The 21,487-nt window shown below is 70.5% G+C and carries 20 protein-coding genes; 9 read left to right on the plus strand and 11 right to left on the minus strand.

The genetic code is table 11. From position 1 onward, the window contains the following. From fabF to ABH928_RS07940, 5 genes are all read right to left on the minus strand, one after another. Positions 1–1,263 (minus strand): beta-ketoacyl-ACP synthase II, encoded by a 1,263-nt coding sequence (gene fabF, locus ABH928_RS07920; protein WP_370063546.1) that lies wholly within the window; start codon positions 1,261–1,263, stop codon positions 1–3. Between the two features lie 128 nt (positions 1,264–1,391). Then, a complete protein-coding gene (locus ABH928_RS07925; protein WP_370063548.1) occupies positions 1,392–1,640 on the minus strand; it encodes an acyl carrier protein in 249 nt (82 codons plus the stop codon). Positions 1,641–1,677: 37 nt separating this feature from the next. After that, on the minus strand, positions 1,678–2,706 hold the full coding sequence (locus tag ABH928_RS07930) for a beta-ketoacyl-ACP synthase III (protein ID WP_370063550.1): 1,029 nt from the start codon (positions 2,704–2,706) through the stop codon (positions 1,678–1,680). Continuing rightward, the gene (locus ABH928_RS07935) at positions 2,703–3,650 is read right to left on the minus strand and encodes an ACP S-malonyltransferase (protein ID WP_370063552.1); all 948 of its coding nucleotides are present in this window, start codon (positions 3,648–3,650) and stop codon (positions 2,703–2,705) included. The genes ABH928_RS07930 and ABH928_RS07935 overlap by 4 nt, the downstream gene beginning before the upstream one ends. 103 nt (positions 3,651–3,753) lie before the next feature. Further along, positions 3,754–4,920: a PucR family transcriptional regulator gene (locus ABH928_RS07940; protein ID WP_370063810.1), complete on the minus strand. Its 1,167-nt coding sequence runs from the start codon at positions 4,918–4,920 to the stop codon at positions 3,754–3,756. Positions 4,921–5,204: 284 nt separating this feature from the next. On the opposite strand from ABH928_RS07940, the gene ABH928_RS07945 reads away from it, so the two are divergent. Then, complete coding sequence (locus ABH928_RS07945) at positions 5,205–5,951, plus strand: pirin family protein (RefSeq protein ID WP_370063554.1); 747 nt, start codon at positions 5,205–5,207, stop codon at positions 5,949–5,951. On the opposite strand, the gene ABH928_RS07950 is transcribed toward ABH928_RS07945, so the two are convergent. Next, on the minus strand, positions 5,942–6,793 hold the full coding sequence (locus ABH928_RS07950) for a serine hydrolase domain-containing protein (protein ID WP_370063812.1): 852 nt from the start codon (positions 6,791–6,793) through the stop codon (positions 5,942–5,944). The genes ABH928_RS07945 and ABH928_RS07950 overlap by 10 nt on opposite strands. 118 nt (positions 6,794–6,911) lie before the next feature. On the opposite strand from ABH928_RS07950, the gene ABH928_RS07955 reads away from it, so the two are divergent. Together ABH928_RS07955 and ABH928_RS07960 are read left to right on the plus strand one after the other, a co-directional pair. Further along, positions 6,912–7,313: a MerR family transcriptional regulator gene (locus ABH928_RS07955; RefSeq protein ID WP_370063556.1), complete on the plus strand. Its 402-nt coding sequence runs from the start codon at positions 6,912–6,914 to the stop codon at positions 7,311–7,313. Then, positions 7,310–8,347, plus strand: a complete 1,038-nt coding sequence (locus tag ABH928_RS07960; RefSeq protein ID WP_370063558.1) for an aldo/keto reductase — start codon at positions 7,310–7,312, stop codon at positions 8,345–8,347. Before ABH928_RS07955 ends, ABH928_RS07960 begins: the two co-directional genes overlap by 4 nt. A 161-nt stretch (positions 8,348–8,508) precedes the next feature. Here the strand turns inward: ABH928_RS07960 and ABH928_RS07965 are convergent, their stop codons facing one another. The 3 genes from ABH928_RS07965 to aceE form a co-directional block, all read right to left on the minus strand. Next, positions 8,509–9,636: an alpha/beta hydrolase gene (locus ABH928_RS07965; RefSeq protein ID WP_370063560.1), complete on the minus strand. Its 1,128-nt coding sequence runs from the start codon at positions 9,634–9,636 to the stop codon at positions 8,509–8,511. A 345-nt stretch (positions 9,637–9,981) separates the two neighbouring features. Then, the gene (locus ABH928_RS07970; RefSeq protein WP_370063562.1) at positions 9,982–10,734 is read right to left on the minus strand and encodes a G1 family glutamic endopeptidase; all 753 of its coding nucleotides are present in this window, start codon (positions 10,732–10,734) and stop codon (positions 9,982–9,984) included. 165 nt (positions 10,735–10,899) lie between these two features. After that, positions 10,900–13,650 carry a pyruvate dehydrogenase (acetyl-transferring), homodimeric type gene (gene aceE / locus ABH928_RS07975; RefSeq protein ID WP_370063564.1) on the minus strand — a complete coding sequence of 917 codons (2,751 nt, stop codon included), beginning with the start codon at positions 13,648–13,650 and terminating at the stop codon, positions 10,900–10,902. Between the two features lie 539 nt (positions 13,651–14,189). Between aceE and ABH928_RS07980 the strand changes: the two genes are divergently transcribed. The 6 genes from ABH928_RS07980 to ABH928_RS08005 all read left to right on the plus strand — a co-directional run bounded on the left by ABH928_RS07980 (position 14,190) and on the right by ABH928_RS08005 (position 19,092). Next, on the plus strand, positions 14,190–14,636 hold the full coding sequence (locus tag ABH928_RS07980) for a DUF3052 domain-containing protein (protein WP_370063566.1): 447 nt from the start codon (positions 14,190–14,192) through the stop codon (positions 14,634–14,636). Positions 14,637–14,850: 214 nt separating this feature from the next. After that, on the plus strand, positions 14,851–15,780 hold the full coding sequence (locus tag ABH928_RS07985) for a DinB family protein (RefSeq protein ID WP_370063568.1): 930 nt from the start codon (positions 14,851–14,853) through the stop codon (positions 15,778–15,780). Between the two features lie 275 nt (positions 15,781–16,055). Beyond that, the gene (locus ABH928_RS07990) at positions 16,056–16,514 is read left to right on the plus strand and encodes a peroxiredoxin (protein WP_370063570.1); all 459 of its coding nucleotides are present in this window, start codon (positions 16,056–16,058) and stop codon (positions 16,512–16,514) included. 167 nt (positions 16,515–16,681) lie between these two features. After that, positions 16,682–17,257, plus strand: coding sequence for a TerD family protein (locus tag ABH928_RS07995; protein ID WP_370063572.1), 576 nt, complete (start codon positions 16,682–16,684; stop codon positions 17,255–17,257). Positions 17,258–17,277: 20 nt separating this feature from the next. Further along, the gene (locus ABH928_RS08000; RefSeq protein ID WP_370063574.1) at positions 17,278–17,856 is read left to right on the plus strand and encodes a TerD family protein; all 579 of its coding nucleotides are present in this window, start codon (positions 17,278–17,280) and stop codon (positions 17,854–17,856) included. Positions 17,857–17,952: 96 nt separating this feature from the next. Next, positions 17,953–19,092, plus strand: coding sequence for a DUF475 domain-containing protein (locus ABH928_RS08005; protein WP_370063576.1), 1,140 nt, complete (start codon positions 17,953–17,955; stop codon positions 19,090–19,092). 18 nt (positions 19,093–19,110) lie between these two features. Here the strand turns inward: ABH928_RS08005 and ABH928_RS08010 are convergent, their stop codons facing one another. Beyond that, complete coding sequence (locus ABH928_RS08010) at positions 19,111–20,289, minus strand: ROK family protein (protein ID WP_370063578.1); 1,179 nt, start codon at positions 20,287–20,289, stop codon at positions 19,111–19,113. A 140-nt stretch (positions 20,290–20,429) separates the two neighbouring features. After that, a complete protein-coding gene (locus ABH928_RS08015) occupies positions 20,430–21,425 on the minus strand; it encodes a DUF2637 domain-containing protein (protein WP_370063580.1) in 996 nt (331 codons plus the stop codon). Between the last annotated feature and the right edge of the window lie 62 nt (positions 21,426–21,487).

The raw sequence follows: 21,487 nt of genomic DNA on the forward strand, positions 1-21,487 counted from the left end.
TCAGATCGTGCGGAAGGCCAGCACCACGTTGTGGCCGCCGAAGCCGAACGAGTTGTTCAGCGCGGCGATCCGGCCCTCGGGCAGGGCGCGGGCCTCGGTGACGATGTCGGCGTCGATCTCCGGGTCCAGGTCGTCGACGTTGATGGTCGGCGGGGCCGTGCGGTGGTACAGCGCCAGGACGGTGGCGACGGTCTCGATACCGCCCGCGCCGCCCAGCAGGTGACCGGTCATCGACTTGGTCGCCGAGATGGCGATGTGGTCCAGGTGGTCGCCCAGGACCCGGCGCAGCGCCTTGACCTCCGCGGTGTCGCCCTGCGGGGTGGACGTCGCGTGGGCGTTGACGTGGACGATCTCGGCCGGGTCGAGTTCGTTCTGCTCCAGCAGGTGGCCGATGGCACGGGCCACGCCCGCGCCCGTCGGCTCCGGCTGGGCGATGTGGTGGGCGTCGGAGGAGAGGCCCTGGCCGATCGCCTCGCAGTAGACCCGGGCACCGCGCTTGGCGGCGTGCTCGGCGGACTCCAGCACCACGATGCCGGCGCCCTCGCCGAGGACGAAGCCGTCACGGGCCTTGTCGTAGGGGCGGGAGGCCTGCTGCGGGTGGTCGTTGTTCTTGGACATCGCCATCATGTTGGCGAAGGCGACGATCGGCAGCGGGTGGATCGCGGCCTCGGTGCCGCCGGCGATGACGACGTCGGCACGGCCGGTGCGGATCATCTCGATCGCGTAGCCGATGGCCTCGGCGCCGGAGGCGCAGGCGCTGACGGGGGTGTGCACGCCCGCGCGGGCGCCGACCTCGAGGCCGACGTTGGCGGCGGGGCTGTTCGGCATCAGCATCGGCACGGTGTGCGGGGAGACGCGGCGGACGCCCTTCTCCTTGAGCACGTCGTACTGGTCGAGCAGGGTGGTCACGCCGCCGATGCCGGACGCGACGACCGCACCCAGACGCTCGGGGTCGATCGGCGAACCCTCCTCGACGGCCGAGGTGGTGAAGCCGGCGTCGGCCCAGGCCTCGCGTGCGGCGATGATGGCGAACTGCGCCGAGCGGTCCAGCTTGCGGGCCAGCGGGCGGGGCAGGACCTCGCCGGGGTCGACGGCGGTGCGGGCGGCGATGCGGACCGGAAGGTCGGCGGCCCACTCGTCCTCGATGAGCGAGACACCGGAACGGCCCGCCACGAGGCCCTCCCAGGTGGACGCGGCGTCGGCGCCGAGCGGCGTGAAGGCGCCGATCCCGGTGACGACCACGGTGCGGCTGTCGGTGGTCACTGCTCTGTCTCCTGGAAGGGGAAGTCCGGTGGTTCAAGACCGGGTGGTTCAGACCCCGGGATGCTGGGCCCGGGAAAGGCGAAGGGTGCCGCCGCCAGCGGCGGCACCCCCCAAGTGAGCGGGAATGCTCAGGAGTTGGCGTTGGCGATGATGTAGTTCACCGCGTCGCCGACCGTCTTCAGGTTCTTGACCTCGTCGTCCGGGATCTTGACGTCGAAGCGCTCCTCGGCGGCGACGACGACCTCGACCATGGAGAGCGAGTCGACGTCCAGGTCGTCGGTGAACGACTTGTCCAACTGCACGTCCTCGGCCGGGATCCCGGCGATCTCGTTGACGATCTCTGCGAGACCGGAGAGGACCTCGTCCTGCGTGGCCATGATGGCTCCTTCGTGATGGTGTTTCTGGAGGTGGTGCTTACGGGAGAGTAACGACTGCGGCCGCGTAGACGAGACCCGCCCCGAACCCGATGATCAGGGCCAGGTCACCGCTCTTGGCTTCGCCGGACTGGAGCATGCGCTCCATGGCCAGCGGGATCGAGGCAGCCGAGGTGTTGCCGGTCTCCGCGATGTCGCGGGCCACCGGAACCGACTCGGGCAGCTTCAGGGCCTTGATCATCGCATCGATGATCCGCATGTTGGCCTGGTGGGGGATGAACGCGCCGAGCTGGTCTGCGGTGATCCCCGCGGCGTCCAGGGCCTGCTGGGCGGCCTTGGCCATGTCCCAGACGGCCCAGCGGAAGACCGTCTGGCCCTCCATGCGCAGGGCCGGCCACTTGGTCTCCTCGCCGGCGCCGTTGACCGCGTCGGGCTTGCCGAAGGCGGTGTCCCAGGCGGCGGTCTGGCTGATCACGTCGGCCTGCGAACCGTCCGAGCCCCAGACCACCTTGCCGATGCCGGGGATGTCGGACGGGCCGACCACGACCGCGCCCGCGCCGTCGCCGAAGATGAAGGCGGTGGAGCGGTCGTGGATGTCGGTGAGGTCGGAGAGGCGCTCGACGCCGATCACGACCACGTACTCTGCGTTGCCGCCGCGCACCAGGCCGTCGGCCAGCGAGAGGCCGTAGCCGAAGCCGGCGCAGGCGGCCGAGATGTCGAAGGCGGGCGTGGTGCCGCAGCCCAGCCGGTCGGCGATCTCGGTGGCGATGGCCGGGGTCTGCTTGAGGTGCGAGACGGTGGCGACGATGACGCTGCCGACCTGGTCCGGGCTGATCCCGGCCATGGCGATCGCCTTGCTGGCGGCCTGGACCGACATCTCGGCGACGGACTCCTCCGGACCGGCCCAGCGGCGCTCGGTGATGCCGCTGCGGGTGCGGATCCACTCGTCCGAGGACTCGATCCAGTTCAGGACCTCGGAGTTGGGGATCACCCGGGTCGGGCGGTAGCCGCCGACGCCGTGGATGCGGGAGTACTGCGCGCCGGTCACCGGCTTGATCTGCGCTGTCATGCGTTCTGCTCCCCGGCCCCGTGCTCGGCCACGAGCGCGAGGGCCTTGTCGAGGTCGGCTGGGGTCTTCAGGGCCAGCGTCGCGACACCCTTGACGTTGCGCTTGACCAGGTTGGTGAGGGTTCCGGCGGGGGAGAGCTCGATCACCGCGGTCGCGCCGAGCTGCGCCAGGGTCTCCATGCACAGGTCCCAGCGGACCGGGTTGGAGACCTGGGAGACCAGGCGGGAGAGCACCTCGGCGCCGGAGCTGACGACCTCGCCGTCCCGGTTGGAGACGTAGGTGATCGTCGGGTCGGCCGCGGTCAGGGTCGGCGCGAGCTTCTCCAGCCGCACCACGCCCGGGGCCATGTGGTCGGTGTGGAAGGCGCCGGCGACCTTGAGCGGGATCAGCCGGGCCTTGGCCGGCGCGTCGTCCTTGAGGGCCGCCAGCTGCTCCAGCGTGCCCGCGGCGACGATCTGGCCGCCGCCGTTGTTGTTGGCCGCGGTGACGCCGTGGGCGGCCAGCTTCGCGGCCACCTCCTCCGGGTCGCCGCCGAGGACGGCGGTCATCCCGGTCGCGGTCGCGGCGGCTGCCTCGGCCATGCCCAGGCTGCGCTCGCGGACGAAGGCCAGGCCGTCCTCCGCGCTCAGCACGTCGGCGGCGACGGCGGCGGTGATCTCACCCACGCTGTGCCCGGCGACGGCGCCGACCCGACGGGAGAGGTTCTCGTGGTCCCCGCCGAACAGCGCGGCACAGGTCACCAGGCCCGCGGCGACCAGCAGCGGCTGGGCGACGGCGGTGTCCTTGATCTCCTCCTCGGACGCCTCGGTCCCGGCGCGCACCAGGTCCAGGCCGGCGACCTCCGACCAACGGCCGAGCCGGTCGGCGACGCCGGGTACCTCCAGCCAGGGGGCGAGGAATCCTGGCGACTGGGCGCCTTGTCCGGGAGCAACGAGTACGAGCACGTCATCAACCTTCTCTTGTCCGGCCGGTGCTACGCGGGTGAGGACCGCGACGAAGAACCACCCACCGAGTTGTGGATTCCCTACAGCCGTGCATCATCCCAGGTCATGACTGTTGGAGTCGGCCCAGGGCAAGGGCGATCCGCAGGGTGAACGCGGAGCGCACGTCGGAGGGCGCGTAGCCCGTGACGTCGGTCACACGGCGTAGGCGGTAGCGAACCGTGTTGGGGTGCACGAACAGCATTCTGGCCGCGCCCTCCAGCGAGGACGCCTGCTCAAGATAGACGGAGAGGGTGTCCAGCAGCGCCGAACCGGCCTCGTCCAGTGGGGCGTAGATCTCCTCCACCAGCTGGCGGCGGGCCTGCTGGTCCCCGGCCAGGGCGCGCTCCGGCAGCAGGTCGTCGGCCTGCACCGGACGCGGCGCGTCGGGCCAGGCCGAGCAGGCACGCAGCCCCGCCGCGGCGGCCTGGGCGGAGCGGGTGGCGGAGAGCAGGTCGGAGACGGTCGGGCCGATCACCACCGGGCCGTCCGCGAACTGCCCGATCAGCGAGCGCGCGGCGACCACCGGGTCCCACAGCCGCTCGCCGTTGCGCGGCTTCTTCTCGCCGACCACCACGACCAGCCGCGCCCCCAGCACGCCGGTCAGCACGTGCAGCTTGGCGTGCCGGGCGGCCCGGCGGATGGCCTCGACCACCAGCTCGCTGTCTCCGGCGGGGGCGCTGCCCATGACCACCATGACCCGGTCCGGGGCGCCCCAGCCCAGCGCGGCGGCGCGGGAGAGCACCCCCTCGTCGGCGTCGCCGGACAGGAGCGAGTTGACGACCAGGGCCTCCAGCCGCGCGTCCCAGGCGCCGCGCGCCTCGGCGGCCTGGGCGTAGACCTGGGCGGTGGCGAAGGCGATCTCGCGGGCGTAGACCAGCACCGCCTCGCGCAGCGCGTCCTCCGCGCCGGGGGCGGCGACCTCGTCGATGGCCTCCTCGACCACCTCGATGGTGGTCCGGATCATCTCCACGGTCTGACGCAGCGTCACCGCACGGGTCAGCTCGCGGGGCGCGGTGCCGAACACGTCGGTGCTGATCGCCTGCGGCGCGTCGGGGTGGCGGAACCACTCGGTGAACGCGGCGATACCGGCCTGGGCGACCAGCCCGATCCACGAGCGGTGCTCGGGGGGCATGTTCCGGTACCAGGAGAGGTTGTCGTCCATCCGCGCGATGGCGGCGGTGGCCATCTTCCCGGCGGCACGCTCCAGGTTGCGCAGCGTCGCGGCGTGCATGTCGTGCGTCGCGGCCACGGTGCGGCGCTCGAAGGCGGTCCCGCGGGTCGAGCCGCGGCGCGAGGCGTCGTCGGTTTTCGCGGGGGCCTTCTCCGGCGAGGCGGAGGGCTGGTTCTCGGACTTCTTCGCGGCTGGGACTGGCACGTCTCAAGCCTGCACCATGCCCGGGGGCTTTTGCGCAACCCGGGTACCCATGGACGCGTGGTGCGGGTCACAGGGCCCGTCTGCCGAGGCCTCGTCCGGCGGGCCGGGGAAGACCGGCCGGACGGGCCTAAAGTGGGCACATGCCGCTGAGGATCCACCGTGCCGGGCACCGCTACCGCTCCGAGCCGGAGCCGGGGATCGTGACCGCACACGCGTTCTCGTTCTCCGGGCACTACGACCCGGCCAACACCAGCTTCGGCGCGCTGCTCGCGTGCAACGAGGAGAGTCTGGATCCCGGCGCGGGCTTCGGCCCGCACAAGCACCGGGACACCGAGATCCTCACCTGGGTGCTGGAGGGCGCGTTGCAGCACGCCGACGACCACGGCCACCGGTCCGTGGTCCGTCCCGGGCAGTTGCAGTACCTGGGCGCGGGCGATGGCGTCATCCACAGCGAGGGCACGGTGGCGGCGGCCGCCGGGGACGATGCTGCGCAGCCGGTGCGGTTCCTGCAGTTCTGGCTGCAGCCCGGCAGCTTCGGGACGGAGCCCGCCTACGCCCTCGCCGACCCGATCGGCCCAGGGGCCGAGCACGTGCTGCTCACCCCGCCAGGCCTGCTGCGGCGCGAGGACGCGTCGCTGCACCTGCTGCGCGCCCAGCCGTACTGCCCGCTGCCCGAACTGCCGCGCGCCGCGTACGTGTACGCGCACCTCGCCCGGGGCGGCGTCGGCTTCCGCGAGCGCGGCGGCCCGCGCGGACGCGGACGCGAGCTGGCCGCAGGGGACGCGCTGCGGATCAGCGAGGGCGACGCACCGGTCGACCCCACCGCCGGCCCCGACGGCGCGGAGCTGCTGGTCTGGGCGATGGAGTCGCCGGTCTCCTACGGCTGAGTCCCCCACGGCTGAGTCTCCCTGAGCTCTTCGAGCACGGCGTCGGTGAACGGCGTCCAGACCTCGGCGGCCCACGGGCCGAAGTCGCGGTCGGTCAGCGTGACGCAGGCCGCGCCCGCCTCCGGGTCGATCCAGAGGAAAGTGCCGGACTGGCCGAAGTGGCCGAAGGTCGCGGGTGAGCTGGTCAGGCCGGTCCAGTGCGGGGACTTGTGGTCGCGGATGTCGAAGCCGAGCCCCCAGTCGTTCGGCTTCTGGTGGCCGTAGCCGGGCAGCACCCCGTTCAGGCCGGGGAAGGCGACCCGGGTCGCCTCGGCCAGGGTCTCCGGGTGCAGCACGCGCGGCGCCTGGAGCTCCGCGGCGAAGCGGGCCAGGTCGGCGGCGGTGGAGACGCCGCCCGCCCCGGCCGGGCTCTTGCTCGTCGCGTCCAGCCAGGTCGAGGTCATGCCGAGCGGCGTGAAGACCGCCTCCGCCGCGTACTGCGGGAACGGCATGCCGGTCGCCTTGGCGACGACCTCGGCCAGCACGTCGAAACCGGCGTTGGAGTAGAGACGGCGGGTACCGGGCGCGGCCATCGCCTTGTGCTCGTCGAAGGCCAGCCCGGACGTGTGGGCGAGCAGGTGCCGTACGGTCGACCCCTCCGGGCCCGCCGGGTCGTCCAGCTCCAGCGCGCCCTCCTCGACCGCTACCAGGGCGGCGTAGGCGCTCAGCGGCTTGGTCACCGAGGCCAGCTTGAACGGGTGCTGCTGGGGCCCGTGGCTCCCGGCGATGCTGCCGTCGCGGCGGACCACGACGGTCGCGGCGGTGGTGATGGGCCACTGTTCGACGATGCGCAGGCTGTCCAGGGTCATGGGGTGGAGTCTATGAGCCGGGCCGAGTGGACCGTGTCGGGGGCGTGTCCGCTTGCTTGGAGTGCACTCTAGGTAAGTAGCGTCGTCCACGAAAGATCGGAAGGGGGCGCGGATGTCCGAAGCAACCGCGATGACTGCGGAGTTGGTGCCTCGGTACACCATCGGCGAGGTCGTCGAGCGGACCGGCCTGAGCGCTCACACGCTGCGCTGGTACGAGCGGATCGGCCTGCTCGACCACCCGGCCCGCTCCCACCACGGCCAGCGCCGCTTCTGCGACGCGGACCTGGGCTGGCTCGCCTTCCTCGGCAACCTGCGCGCCACCGGCATGCCGGTCGCCGGGATGCTGCGCTACGCGGAACTCGTCCGCGCCGGCGCGGGGACCGAGGCCGAGCGACGGGAACTGCTGGTCGAGCACCGCGAAGAGGTGCTCGCGCGGATCCGCGACCTGCAGGCGAACCTTCTGGTGCTTGACTACAAGATCGACTTGTACGGGGAGAGGCAGGACTGCACATGACCACCAACCCGACCGGCTCGACCGGTTCCGGTATGCCGACCACGACGCTCGGTGCGCACGGCCCCCAGGTGAGCGTCCAGGGCCTCGGCTGCATGGGGATGAGCGACTTCTACAGTGACCAGTTCGGCGACACCGGGGCCGAGGAGTCCCGCGCCACGCTGGAGCGCGCGCTGGAGCTCGGCGTCACCCTGTTCGACACCGCCGACATGTACGGCTTCGGCCGTAACGAGGAGCTGGTCGGCCCGTTCGTCCGGGCCCACCGCGACGAGGTGCTGCTGGCGACCAAGTTCGCCATCGAGCGCCGCGAGGACGACCCGACCCAGCGGGCCGTCCGCAACGACCCCGCGTACATCCGTCAGGCCGTCGACGCGAGCCTGCGCCGCCTGGGCTTGGACCACATCGACCTGTACTACATGCACCGGCGCAACCCGGAGGTCCCGCTGGCCGAGTCGGTCGGCGCGATGGCCGAGCTGGTCGCCGCGGGCAAGGTGCGCCACCTGGGCCTGTCCGAGGTCAGCGGCGCGGAGCTGCGCGAGGCGTACGCGGTCCACCCGATCGCCGCGCTGCAGTCGGAGTGGTCGCTGTTCTCGCGGGACGTGGAGCGCACGGCCGTCCCGGCGGCGGCGGAGCTGGGTGTGGCGCTGGTGGCGTACTCGCCGCTCGGCCGCGGCTTCCTGACCGGCTCCTTCAGCAACGCCAACGAGCTTGCGGCGGACGACTTCCGCAACCACCAGCCGCGCTTCACCGGCGACAACGCCGCGCACAACGCCGCACTGCTGGCCCCGGTCCACAAGATCGCCGCGGAGCGCGGCGTGACGGTGGGCCAGGTGGCCCTGGCCTGGGTCCAGCAGCGCGCCCAGGTGCACGGCCTGCCGGTGATCCCGATCCCGGGCACGCGCAAGCGCAGCCGCCTGGAGGAGAACGCGGCGGCGGCTTCTCTGATTCTGACCCCGGAGGAGCTGGGGGAGTTGGAGCCGATCGCCGCTCAGGTCGCGGGGGACCGCTACGCGGACATGCGCAGCATCTCAAGCTGAGTGATCTGAGGTAGTTGCACTACCCAGGGGCGCGAGAAACCACCGATGAGCGGATGGCTCTGCTCGTTCAGGGACTCACCAAACAGGGTGGTTTCTCGCGCAGTTCCCCGCGCCCCCAGACAGTGCAACGTCCCGGCTGCAGAAGGTTGGCCCCCGACAACTCAGTTCGTGACGTCGCCGTAGTCGCCGACCGCGATGTCGGCGAAGTTGCGCAGGCTCGTCGTCCCGTCGGTGAAGTAGCCCTCGTGGCCTACCGCTCCCGTCGAGGCGATCACGTGGCCGCCGAAGGACGTGCCCGTCGGGTCCGCGCCGTGGCCGAGGCCGCCGACCTCGAGGAAGGGGACGTTGCCGATCCAGTCGTTGGGGTTCCGGGTGGTGGCCCAGAGCTGCACCCCGCTGCCGAGCGCCGCGGCATCGTCGACGTCCATGCCGGGGCTGCCGAGGACGACCATGTCCGTCACCCCGTCCGCCGCGTGGATCGACGGGGCCGCGTTGCCGCAGAGGACCGAGCCGTAGGAGTGGCAGAAGAGGCTCGGCGGCGTGGACGACTCCGTCGTCACCGCGAGGCCCGCCAGCAGGCGGACCAGGCGCGGGGCGCCGGCCTCCGCCAGACGGGAGGTCGCGGCGTCGGCGCCGAGGCCGACGGGGGTCACGTAGTCGGACCACGCTATGGCCGCCGTCGTGGTGCCGGGGGAGACCAGGGCCTCCTCGGAGCGGAGGTTCTGGGCCGCCTGCTCGGCCTGGGAGAAGTGGGACAGGTCCATGTCCGAACCGGGGACGTAGACGGAGACCCGCTGGGCCGTGGCGAGGTCGCCGAAGACCTCGGCGACGAGGCCGCGGCTGCGCGGGTCGAAGGCGAGCACCTGGTGGCCGGGCTGCAGCAGCTGGGTCAGCATGGCGATCTGGCCGGTGGTCGTCGGGTCCTTGACGGCCTGGGCCGTGAGGCCGTCCAGCTCGGCCCGCATGGCGACCCGGTTGGCCTGGTAGCGCAGCGCCAGCGGCGCGCCGTCGAGGTTGCCGACGACCAGCGGGTAGGCGGCGACCAGCCGCTGCTGCTGCGCGGCGGTGAGCCCGCCGAAGAACGTGGCGACGTCGGCCGCGCTCGCGGTGGCCGGGTCGGGGAGCTGGACGCCGTAGGAGTGGTCCTGGACCCAGGCGGAGCTGCCTGCGGGCGGGGTGGTGACGGCCAACTGCTCGTCCGAGACGGCCGCGCCTGCGGCGGCCGCGCCGGTACCGGCAAGACAGGTGACCGAGACCAGTGCCGCCACCAGGGTGCGCTTGAACCGCATGCAGGTGTCTCCTCGGGCTGCCGTCAACCATCGAACGGGCCGTCGCGCCCGGAGGTCTTGCGGATGCTCACAAGCGTTCGCGCGAAGCAGCGGGTGACCGCGATGCGAGACGCTCTGCGCAACCTTACGGGCACCACCTGGCTGCGTACGCCGTACGGGCCAGGGGGAAACTGGGACAACCATCACAATGGCCGTCAATCGCCGGGCATTCGGCGTCGATTCTTACGAGGCGTTCACGAAACGATGAGGGGGTGACGCCATGGGCGTCACCCCCTGTTGTCGTGCGGTGGCTACGCGCTGAACCTCGTGGGTCAGCCATGGATCAGCCGTGGGTCGGCCGGTGGATCAGCTGTGCTTCCAGGTGACCGAGAAACCCTCGCCGCCGGAGAGCGCGGAGGTGGACGCCTTGGTGGTCGAGCCGGAGACCATGTTGATCACCGTCGGGCTGTAGCTGCCCAGCGCCTTGCCGTTGGCCAGGGAGCCGGTGAAGTTCACTGTGCCGAAGTCGGCCAGCGGCAGCACTCCGGTGGAGCTGGACGGGGCCTCGGCGATCACCTCGACCGAGTAGCGCTTGGCCGGGGAGTAGGACTTGGTCACCGAGCGGCTCCAGCCCGCCGTGGTGTCGCTCAGCTTCATGGTGAACTTGCCCGAGCCGAGGAACGTCACTGAGCCGGTGAAGTGGTCGCCCGGCCGTACGGCGTTGCTGAAGTTCACCGGGTACGCCGGATACATCTCGTACCAGGAGTAGTACTGCGGTGAACCGCCCGAGCAGTCCACCTCGGAGCCGGTCTGCTCGACGCTGTTGCTGCCGTCGCCGTCGATGCCGACCCAGAAGCTGGAGTAGCTGGTCGCGCTGCCGCACTTGCCGGTCGGCTCGACCCAACTGGCCGAGATGGAGGTGAAACCGCCTCCGGTGGCGGCGTAGCCGGACCAGTTGGAGCTGGAGGCGTTGCGCAGGTGGACGTGCAGGTTGTGCGCGGTGCTGTTGGCGAGTGCCGGGGCGATGGCGGGTGCCGCGGTCGCCACCGCGGGGCCGGCGGACGCGAGAACCGCCAGCAGGGCTGCGGACAGAGCGGTGGTGCGACGGATCGTTCGCATGGTGCTCCTCTCGCACGGGACGCCGACGGCTTGTCGGCGTGCCGCCAAAGTAGAGGAGTGCCACCACGGCGGGGAGTGCTTTACCGGAATCCACAGAAAAGCGGACCGGGACCCTGACGATGCGTCAGGGTCCCGGTCCGGTCGATCAGTTGGTGAGAGCTACGCTCAGGCGTCGCCGCCCGCGGCGCCCGGGTGGGCGGCCTTCACGTCGAGCAGCTGGTAGCGGTCGATGGCCGCCTTCAGCGCGGTGCGGTCGACCTTGCCCTGCTTGGCCAGCTCGGTCAGCACGCCCAGCACGATCGACTGCGCGTCGATGTGGAAGAAGCGGCGCGCCGCGCCACGGGTGTCGGCGAAGCCGAAGCCGTCGGCGCCCAGCGACTGGTACTGCCCCGGGATCCAGCGCGCGATCTGGTCCGGCACCGCGCGCATCCAGTCGGAGACGGCCACGAACGGGCCCTCCGCGCCGGAGAGCTTGCGCTGCACGTACGGGTAGCGCTGCTCCTCGTCCGGGTGGAGCAGGTTGAACTCCTCGGTCTCCACCGCGTCGCGGCGCAGCTCGTTCCAGGAGGTCACCGACCAGACGTCGGCCTTGACGTTCCAGTCGTCGGCGAGGATCTTCTGGGCTTCCAGCGCCCACGGCACCGACACGCCCGAGGCGAGGATCTGCGCCGGGATCTGGCCCGCCTGACCGACCGACAGCTTGTGGACGCCCTTGAGGATGCCCTCGACGTCCACGTTGTCCGGCTCGGCCGGCATCTGGATCGGCTCGTTGTAGACGGTGAGGTAGTAGAAGATGTCCTCGCCGTGCGGGTGCTCCGCGCTGCTGCCGTACATGCGGCGCAGACCGTCCTGCACGATGTGGGCGATCTCGTAGCCGTAGGCCGGGTCGTAGGCGACGACGGCCGGGTTGGTCGAGGCCAGCAGCTGGCTGTGGCCGTCGGCGTGCTGTAGGCCCTCACCGGTCAGCGTGGTGCGGCCGGCGGTCGCGCCGAGCACGAAGCCGCGCGCCAGCTGGTCGGCCATCTGCCAGAACTGGTCACCCGTCCGCTGGAACCCGAACATCGAGTAGAAGACGTAGACCGGGATCAGCGGCTCGCCGTGGGTGGCGTAGGACGAACCCGCGGCGATCAGCGAGGCGGTGGAACCGGCCTCGGTGATGCCGTCCTGGATCATCTGGCCCTGCGGGGACGTCTTGTACGCCAGCAGCAGGTCGCGGTCGACCGACTCGTACTGCTGCCCCATCGGGTCGTAGATCTTCGCCGACGGGAAGAGCGAGTCCATGCCGAAGGTGCGGTACTCGTCCGGCGCGATGGTGACGAAGCGCTTGCCGATGTTCTTGTCCCGCATCAGGTCCTTGAGCAGGCGGACGAACGCCATCGTGGTGGCGATCGACTGCTGGCCGGAGCCCTTCTTCAGCACCTTGTAGGCGTCGTCGCCGGGGAGCTCCAGCTTGCGCGGGCGCACCTTGCGGGTCGGCATGTAACCGCCGAGCTCCGCACGGCGGTCGTGCATGTACTGGATCTCCTCCGAGTCCTTGCCCGGGTGGTAGTAGGGCGGGTAGCCCTCGTCCAGCTGCTTGTCGGTGATCGGCAGGTGCAGCCGGTCACGGAAGCGCTTGAGGTCCTCGACCGTCAGCTTCTTCATCTGGTGGGTCGCGTTGCGGCCCTCGAAGTTCGGGCCCAGCGTCCAGCCCTTGACGGTCTGGGCCAGGATGACGGTCGGCTGGCCCTTGTGCTCGGTCGCGGCCTTGAACGCGGCGTAGACCTTCTTGTGGTCGTGGCCGCCGCGGCCCAGGTGCTGGATCTGCTCGTCCGTCATGCCCTCGACCATCGCGCGCAGGCGCAGGTCGCCGCCGAAGAAGTGCTCGCGGATGTAGGAGCCGGACTCGGTGGCATAGGTCTGGAACTGGCCGTCGGGCGTGCTGTTCATCTTGTTGACCAGCGCACCGTCGCGGTCCTGGGCCAGCAGCGGGTCCCAGCTGCGGTCCCAGATGAGCTTGATCACGTTCCAGCCGTTGCCGCGGAAGATCGACTCCAGCTCCTGGATGATCTTGCCGTTGCCGCGGACCGGGCCGTCGAGGCGCTGCAGGTTGCAGTTGACCACGAAGGTCAGGTTGTCCAGGCCCTCGCGCGCGGCGATGGACAGCTGGCCCAGCGACTCGACCTCGTCCATCTCGCCGTCGCCGAGGAAGGCCCAGACGCGGGAGTCGGTGGTGTCCTTGATGCCGTGGTTCAGCAGGTAGCGGTTCATCCGGGCCTGGTAGATCGCGCCCAGCGGGCCGAGGCCCATGGACACGGTCGGGAACTCCCAGAAGTCCGGCATGTTGCGCGGGTGCGGGTAGCTCGACAGGCCGTGCGGGGCTCCCGAGTGCTCCTGGCGGAAGCCGTCGAGCTGCTGCTCACTCAGTCGGTCCAGCAGGTAGGCACGGGCGTAGATGCCCGGGGAGGCGTGGCCCTGGAAGTAGATCTGGTCCCCGGACGCGCCGTCGGCGTCCTTGCCCTTGAAGAAGTAGTTGAAGCCCACGTCGTACAGCGAGGCCGAGGAGGCGAAGGTGGCGATGTGACCGCCGACCCCGATGCCCGGGCGCTGGGCGCGGGAGACCATCACCGCGGCGTTCCAGCGGGTCGCGTTGAGGACCTTGCGCTCGATCTCCTCGTTGCCGGGGAAGAACGGCTCGTCCTTGGTGGCGATGGTGTTGACGTAGTCCGTGCTACGCATCTCCGGCACGGCGACACGCTTCTCGCGGGCGCGCTCGATCAGCCGCAGCATGAGGTAGCGGGCGCGCTCACGGCCCCGCTCGTCGATGGCGGCGTCAAGGGAGTCCAGCCACTCGCTGGTCTCCTCGGGATCGAAGTCCGGGACCTGACTGGGCAGGCCGCCAATGATGATCGGGTTGCGATCGGATCCGGAAGCCACGCTGTTCCTTCACTGTCGGTCGTTCTGGAGGTGTGTCGCGCCGCCTCCATCGTGGACCGCAGGGGGAGAAAACGTCATCTCTACCCATGAGTAACCGATTCGCGCCCATTTGGGAGTGGTCCCTTGGGGGCATTTCGTCCCGGTTCTCGTCCTAATCGCGGTGGCAACGACGAGGTGGCCCGACCTTCCCCACAACGGTGTGGAGTGGGCAGGCTGGGGAGGGCCAAAGAGAGACTCTACGCCGGGTCAACGAGTGCTCGGTCACACGGTCGAAGGGTGAGACGGATTCGCCTACGAGGAGTGAGCGTCGCCTACGGCGGGTAAGTGGAACGGCAATCAGCTGCGCGCAATATTGGTTGCCGGTGATACTGGGGCAAATGGGAGTGATCTGTGTCACTCACGACGGCGTGTCGCGCCGCGACGCACCGTAGCCAGGGCCTGATCGGCGGCCGGGTACTTGCGCTCCGCGCCCCGCCCGTGTGGACTACCGGCACAGCCCTGGTACCAGGAGACAGGGTCGGCTATAGGAGGCAATACCCGTGAGCGCGACCGCGGACCCCGCGGAGGACAGGACCAACCCGGCTCGTCGGTTGGGTCTTGAGACCGGACAGGTGGTCCAGGAGCTCGGTTTCGACAGCGACGTCGACCAGGAGCTGCGTGAGGCCGTCGAGGAGATCACCGGCACCGAACTCGTCGACGAGGACTACGACGACGTCGCCGACGTCGTGCTGATGTGGTTCCGCGAGGACAGCGAAGACGGAGATCTCACCGACTCCCTCGTCGATGCCCAGGAGTACCTGGTGGAGGGCGGCCTGATCTGGCTGCTGACTCCGAAGACCGGGCGCGACGGCCACGTTGAGGCCCACGACATCGCGGACGCCGCGCAGACGGCGGGTCTCTCGCAGACCAGCACCGCCGCGGTGAGCAAGGAGTGGTCGGCCGTCCGGCTGGCCACGCCGAAGGCGGCCAAGGCCGGCAAGCGCTGAGCGCGCGCCGCTGAGGCGCACCCGACCAGAGACTGCCGCCGCTGAGGCGTGAGGACGTCCGGGGCCCGGACGGAGCATGCTCCGTCCGGGCCCCGCGGTTTTGCGCTGTGGGCGAAATGCGCAGGCGGCAGCCGGACGCCGCGAGTGACCGGCGCGAGTGACCACCGGGGTGGTCGGCGCGCTGGTCGGGAGTGCCCGGCGGCAGAATGGCGGCATGGCAGATGATCAGTCCGCCTCCGAGGACTCCGAAGTCTCCGAGAACGCCGAGAACTCCGGGGACTCCGAGGGCGGGGAGGCAGCTCCGGTACCGCACGCGCCGCAGTTGCACGGGCCGCGCGGGATCGCCGAGGAGTCGCCGGAGGCCGTCCGCGCCCGGATCCTGGGCGGCTGGGACGCGCTCCTGACCCTTGCGGACGCCGGGGAGGGCGATCTGCGCGCCTTCGCTGCGCTGGGTTCCTGGCCGGGACGCCCCGTCCTCGGCGCGCTCATGGCGGCGGCGCGCGGCGAGACGCCGACCCCCAGGCGGCCCAAGCCCTTCGACCCCTCCCGCGACGAGGTCCTCGCGGCGCTCGCCGAGGGCAGGGAGCGGGTCGCCGCGGCGCTCGACGAGGTCCTGCCGGTCCCGGAGCTGGGCCGCAGGCTGGTCGACTCCCCGCTCGGCCCGCTGCCGGTGCTGACGCAGATCCACGCGATGGGCCATGAGCTGGCTCAGGCCTGCGCGGGCGCGGAGATCCCCCGTCCGCTGGCCGACGCGGGCCTTGCGGCGATGGTCGACGTCGTCGGCGCGCTCGCATGGCGGCAGCGGCTGCCGTCCTCGGCGGGGCTGTGGGAACCTCAGGGCCCCGCCCAGGGGGGCGAGGGTGTCGGCTGGGTCTTCACAGCGGACGCGGACGGGTGGCGTACGCGCCCGCGGACCGCTGAGGACGACGTTCCGGGGGTGGAGGGCGCGGCGGAGCATCTGCTGGTGAGCTCGGGCTCGCTGCCGTCGATGATCGCCAAGGGCGAGATCCGGCTCCGTCGGGTGGGAGGCCTGCTGGCACTGGCCCCGCTGGTCGACCAGGTCCCGAACCTGCCCGGCGGAACGTTGCTCCGCAGGGCGGTGAGCGCGGTGAGCGTGCTGAGCCGCCTGCCGGGCTTCAAGTGAGCTTGGGGTGGAGCCGCAGTTACCGGCGACGAGGAAGTTGCACCATCCAGGGGCGCGGGGAACTGCGCGACAAGCCACTCACCCACGTGGTGGGCCGAGCGTGCAGGGCAATCCGCGCAGGGTGGTTTCTCGCGCAGTTCCCCGCGCCCCTGGATGGTGCAACCCCTGCGGCGGCAGGCAGCAGTTCCCCGCGCCCCTGGACACTGCATGGTCACCCGCCTGCCTCATGGCAGGATTGTCACCGGCACGGCCCACGACGATGAGGGGTTTTTCGCATGGCAATCGAGGTCGGTTCCAAGGCTCCCGAGTTCGAGCTCAAGAACCAGCACGGCGAGGCGGTCAAGCTCTCCGACTTCCGTGGCGAGAAGAACGTTGTCCTGGTGTTCTACCCGTTCGCCTTCACCGGTGTCTGCACCGGCGAGCTCTGCAGCCTGGAGCGTGAGCTGCCGTCGTTCCAGAACGACGACGTGCAGATCCTCGCCGTCTCCAACGACACGCTGCCGTCGCTGCGCGTCTTCGCCGAGCAGGAGGGTCTGGCGTACCCGCTGCTCTCGGACTTCTGGCCGCACGGTGAGGTCTCCCGCGCCTACGGCGTGTTCGACGAGGAGAAGGGCTGCGCCGTGCGCGGCACCTTCGTCATCGACAAGGAGGGCGTCGTCCGCTGGACCGTCGTCAACGGTCTCCCGGACGCGCGTGACCAGCAGGAGTACCTGAAGGCGCTCCAGGCGATCTGAGCCCTTTCGTCCCGGAACGCGAGGGGACTGCGACGTTGTCGTAACCGTTGGTGCGCTGCGGCTGCGCCGGGCGGGAACCCGCCACTACGATCGAGCCGTTGGCTTGTCAAGTGACCGCAACCGCACCAACGGGGACACGGCATGTCCCCTGAACTTCTGGAGGACTCGTGGGTGTCAGCCTCAGCAAGGGTGGCAATGTCTCGCTCACCAAGGAGGCGCCGGGTCTGACCGCCGTCCTCGTCGCGCTCGGGTGGGACGTTCGCACCACCACGGGAGCCGACTTCGACCTCGACGCCAGCGCGCTGCTGCTCTCGTCGAGCGGCAAGGTCGCCTCCGACAAGGACTTCGTCTTCTACAACAACCTCAAGAGCCAGGACGGCTCGGTGGAGCACACCGGCGACAACCTGACCGGTGAGGGCGAGGGCGACGACGAGATCGTCAAGGTCAACCTCACGGCCGTGCCAGCGAACATCGAGAAGATCGTCTTCCCGGTCTCCATCTACGACGCCGAGAACCGCCAGCAGAACTTCGGCCAGGTGCGCAACGCGTACATCCGCGTGGTGAACCAGAACGGCGGCGGCGAGATCGCCCGTTACGACCTCTCCGAGGACGCCTCGACCGAGACCGCGATGGTCTTCGGCGAGCTCTACCGCAGCGGCGCCGAGTGGAAGTTCCGTGCCATCGGCCAGGGTTACGCCTCCGGCCTGCGCGGCATCGCCCAGGACTACGGCGTCAACGTCTGATCGAGGGGCGGGAACACGTTATGGGCGTCAGTCTGGCCAAGGGCGGCAACGTCTCGCTGTCCAAGGCGGCACCGAACCTGACGGCCGTGCAGATCGGACTGGGCTGGCAGGCCAGAGCCACCACCGGGGCCGCCTTCGACCTGGACGCCAGCGCGCTGTTGTGCGCGGGGGGACGCGTGCTCGGCGACGAGTACTTCGTCTTCTACAACAACCTCAAGAGCCCTGACGGTTCGGTGGAGCACATGGGCGACGAGCTCGTGGGCGGCACCGGCGCGGAGGACGACGAGGTGATCAAGGTCAACCTGGCGCTGGTCCCGGCGCAGGTCGACAAGATTGTCTTCCCGGTCTCGATCTACGACGCCGACAGCCGCCTGCAGAGCTTCGGCCAGGTGCGCAACGCGTTCATCCGCGTGGTCAACCAGGCCGACGGCGGCGAGCTGGCGCGGTACGACCTCTCCGAGGACGCCTCGGGAGAGACCGCGATGATCTTCGGGGAGCTCTACCGCTACCAGGGTGAGTGGAAGTTCCGTGCGGTTGGCCAGGGATACGCGTCCGGACTGCGCGGGATCGCTCTAGACTTCGGGGTGAACGTTTCGTAAGAAGAAGTCATGAGCTGAGGGGCGGGCGGGCGTTCACCGGTACGGGTGAGGTACCCGCCCGCCCTTCGCTCGTCCGGACGTGAAAGGTTGGGACACGTGTTCCTCCGCACCTTCCGTTGGTCTTTCGGGATCACGTTGCTCGGTCTGGCCGCCGCCGCGTACCTATGGGGGGCGAACGGGTTCGGCGTCGTCCTGATCCTGTCGGTCCTGGAGATCTCGCTCTCCTTCGACAACGCGGTGATCAACGCGACGGTGCTGAAGCGGATGACCCCGTTCTGGCAGCGGATCTTCCTGACGGTGGGTGTGCTGATCGCCGTCTTCGGCATGCGCCTCATCTTCCCGCTGCTGGTTGTCGCGCTGACCGCGCACATCGGCCCGCAGACCGTGGTCTCGCTGGCGCTGGACTCGTCGAAGACCTACAACGGCCTCACCTATGCGCAGCACCTGGACGCCGCCCACCCGGCGATCGCCGCCTTCGGCGGAACGTTCCTGCTGATGATCTTCCTCGACTTCGTCTTCGGCGAGAAGGAGATCCGCTGGCTCGGCCCGCTGGAGCGGGGGCTGGAGCGTATCGGCAAGCTGGACCAGCTGTCGGTGATCGTCGCCCTGGTCGTACTGATGCTGTCCGCGCGGTTCTTCGCGGGCGCACAGGCGGAGACCGTGCTGCTGGCGGGAGTCGCCGGACTGGTCTCGTACCTGGTGGTCGGCGGGCTGTCCAACCTGTTCGAGAGCGCGGGTGAGGACGAGGCGGACGACGACGCGGCGGGCGAGGTCGGCGAGGGTGAGGCGGCTTCCGGGAGGTCCGGGAAGTCGACGCTGCTCGTCGCCGGGAAGGCGGCGTTCTTCCTCTTCCTCTACCTGGAGGTCCTGGACGCGTCGTTCTCGTTCGACGGCGTGGTGGGCGCGTTCGCGATCAGCCAGAACATCTTCCAGATCGCGCTGGGCCTGGGCATCGGCGCGGTGTACATCCGTTCGCTGACCGTCTACCTGGTCCGCCAGGGCACGCTGGACGACTACGTCTACCTGGAGCACGGCGCGCACTACGCGATCGGCGCGCTGGCGATGATCCTGATGGTCTCCATCAAGTACACGATCCCCGAGGTCGTCACCGGCCTGATCGGCGTCGCGTTCATCGGCCTCGCCCTGCTCAGCTCGATGGTCCGCAACCGCCGTGAGGGCGACGGGGACGGCGAGGACGCCGAACTGTCCGCGCCCGCGCACACGGCGCGGCTGTAGGAGTGCGCCGGTAGCGCACTACGGTCTGCGGTGGGTGGCGTGGAAGCGTGCGGCCAGGATCTGCTCCAGCGCCTCGTGCGTCGCCAGCGCGACCGCGCCGGTCAGCACCGCGGCGTGACCGAGCGCGGAGACCTCCACACGCGGCGGGTACGGCACGCGTCGGGCCAGGCGGGCGGCGACGCGGTCGAGGAGCAGGTCGCCGTTGAGCCCGATGCCGCCGCCGAGGATGGCGAGTTCGACGTCGACGACCGCCGCGACCGGTGCCAGGTAGCCCGCGATCCGGCGGGCCTCCTCGTCGATCGCCGCCACCGCGTGCGCGTCCCCGGCGCGGGCCAGGGAGAAGAGCTCCTCCGCTCCGGTGGGCGCGGCCCCGGCCGGGAAGAGCGTCTCCGCGTAGCGCAGGATCTCCGCCGCGCAGGGGTCGTTGGACTCGATCTCGGCTTCGTCGAAGACGCTGTCCAACTCGCCTGCCGCTCCCGCGAAACCGCGGTGGAGCTCGCCGCGCAGCACCAGGCCCGCGCCGACACCGGTGCCCACGGACAGGAAGCAGAAGTTGTCCACATCCGCGCCACGTCCGCAGCGGCGCTCGCCGAGCGCGGCCAGGTGGATGTCGTTCTCCAGCGTCACCGGCATCCCGCCGAGCGCCTCGGTGAACGCCTTCTGCGCCGGATAGCCGTCCAGTGCAGGGACGTTCAGGGCCTGCCAGATGCGGCCCTCCTTGAGGTCCACGACGCCGGGGACGCCCACGGCGGCGTGCTGGAGGCTGCTCGGGGGAAGGCCTGCGGCGTTCGCGACCGTGGCCATCAGCGAGGCTGCCGTCGCGACGATCTGCGGTGCGTCCTGCCCGGCCACCTCGACGTCCGCGCGGGCCAGGATCTCGCCCTCCAGGTTGGCCACCGCGCCGCGCAGATGGCGCGCGCCGACGTCGAGCGCCAGCACGTGCGCCGCCTCCGGGCGCGGGGCGAAGAAGAGCGCGCCGTAGGTGGGGCCGAGCTCCTGACGGTCGGCGCCACCGGACTCGGCGACCAGCCCCAGGTCGAGCAGGTCCTGGAGCAGCGCGGAGACGGTCGGCTTGGAGATCCCGGTGACCCGGGCCACCTCCGCCCGGGAGATGGGAGCCCGCGCACGGATGACGTCGAAGACGGTGCGGAGGTTGATCTCCCGGAGCGTGGCGGAGGTCGCCGGCTTGGCAATCATGGTCAACACTCTAGAGGGCGCAGGGCGCTTTCAGGAGGGGTGACTTCGCAGGTCAGCGTGAGCCGAGAGGTGTCGGGAGCTGTCGGAAGGCGCCGAGCAGCGCCGCCCGCCGAAGGGTGCGGAACTGCCCGGTGTGGCGCTCAGCCGAACTGCTGCTCCAGGTCCTTCAACTTGCGGTCCAGCGAGTCGAGTCGGGACATGGTGTTGTCCTCTTCCTCCTCCAGCCCGGCCATCGGTGCGCTCGACAGCTCGCTCGCGCGGCGGCGGCTCGACAGCACCCCGCGGGTGGCGGCGGGCTCCAGCGCGGGCGCTCCGGACGCGGTGTCCGCGGCGTCCAGCGCGGTCAGCTCCTTGACCGGGACGGAGCGGGCGATCGCCGCCAGTTCGGCGCGCTCGCGGCGCTCCGCGCTGCGCTGGCGGGCGGTCTCCAGCTCGCGCGCGCGCTTCTCCTCGCGGACCTCCTCGACCGCCTCGTCCAGGCTGCGGACGTTCTCCAGCAGCATCAGCGACCAGGCCTTGTAGGTCTCGATCGGGGCGCGCAGCCAGCGGACCATGCGGATCTGCGGCAGCGGACGCGGCACCAGGCCCTGCTCGCGCAGCGCCGCCTTGCGGGTCTGCTTCAGCGCGCGGTCGAAGAGGATCGCCGCGGAGAGGGACATGCCGGCGAAGAACTGTGGCGCGCCGTTGTGGTCGCCGCCACGCGGCGCGTGCACGAAGTTGAACCAGGCCGACGCGCCCGCGAAGAGCCACACCAGCAGGCGCGAACCGGTCGCCGCGTCACCGTGGCTGGCCTCGCGCACGGCGAGCACCGAGCAGAACATGGCCGCGCCGTCCAGACCGAACGGGACCAGGTACTCCCAGCCGCCGGAGAGGTCCAGGTTCTGCCGCCCGAAGCCGACCAGGCCGTGGAACGACAGCGCGCCGGCCACCGAGGCGCAGGCGAAGAGCAGCACGTAGGAGGCGCCGCCGTAGACGGCCTCCTTGCGCCTGCGACGCTCCTCGCTCCGCTCCCACGAGTCCTCTGCGGCGGCGTGCTTGGGCTTTTTGGTGCGCAGCAGACTCATGATGACGGTGACGGCCAACGCGATCGCGCAGCCGACGACCAGCCAGACCAGTTGTATGGAGGAGAGGTTCATACGGGCGCGCCTCGGCTTGGGAGTGTGGCAGGAGACTCCGTATGGTACGCGTGAGCAAGCTG

This window comes from Streptacidiphilus sp. MAP5-3, assembly GCF_041262505.1.
GTDB lineage: Bacteria > Actinomycetota > Actinomycetes > Streptomycetales > Streptomycetaceae > Streptacidiphilus.

What these genes read in the sequence shown, in the direction of transcription:
- ABH928_RS07925 (WP_370063548.1), bottom strand. Translation starts at nt 1,640, where the DNA reads ATGGCCACGCAGGACGAGGTCCTCTCCGGTCTCGCAGAGATCGTCAAC.
- ABH928_RS07930 (WP_370063550.1), bottom strand. Translation starts at nt 2,706, where the DNA reads ATGACAGCGCAGATCAAGCCGGTGACCGGCGCGCAGTACTCCCGCATC.
- ABH928_RS07940 (WP_370063810.1), bottom strand. Translation starts at nt 4,920, where the DNA reads ATGCACGCCGCGACGCTGCGCAACCTGGAGCGTGCCGCCGGGAAGATG.
- ABH928_RS07945 (WP_370063554.1), top strand. Translation starts at nt 5,205, where the DNA reads ATGCCGCTGAGGATCCACCGTGCCGGGCACCGCTACCGCTCCGAGCCG.
- ABH928_RS07955 (WP_370063556.1), top strand. Translation starts at nt 6,912, where the DNA reads ATGTCCGAAGCAACCGCGATGACTGCGGAGTTGGTGCCTCGGTACACC.
- ABH928_RS07960 (WP_370063558.1), top strand. Translation starts at nt 7,310, where the DNA reads ATGACCACCAACCCGACCGGCTCGACCGGTTCCGGTATGCCGACCACG.
- ABH928_RS07965 (WP_370063560.1), bottom strand. Translation starts at nt 9,636, where the DNA reads ATGCGGTTCAAGCGCACCCTGGTGGCGGCACTGGTCTCGGTCACCTGT.
- ABH928_RS07970 (WP_370063562.1), bottom strand. Translation starts at nt 10,734, where the DNA reads ATGCGAACGATCCGTCGCACCACCGCTCTGTCCGCAGCCCTGCTGGCG.
- ABH928_RS07985 (WP_370063568.1), top strand. Translation starts at nt 14,851, where the DNA reads ATGGCAGATGATCAGTCCGCCTCCGAGGACTCCGAAGTCTCCGAGAAC.
- ABH928_RS07990 (WP_370063570.1), top strand. Translation starts at nt 16,056, where the DNA reads ATGGCAATCGAGGTCGGTTCCAAGGCTCCCGAGTTCGAGCTCAAGAAC.
- ABH928_RS08000 (WP_370063574.1), top strand. Translation starts at nt 17,278, where the DNA reads ATGGGCGTCAGTCTGGCCAAGGGCGGCAACGTCTCGCTGTCCAAGGCG.
- ABH928_RS08010 (WP_370063578.1), bottom strand. Translation starts at nt 20,289, where the DNA reads ATGATTGCCAAGCCGGCGACCTCCGCCACGCTCCGGGAGATCAACCTC.
- ABH928_RS08015 (WP_370063580.1), bottom strand. Translation starts at nt 21,425, where the DNA reads ATGAACCTCTCCTCCATACAACTGGTCTGGCTGGTCGTCGGCTGCGCG.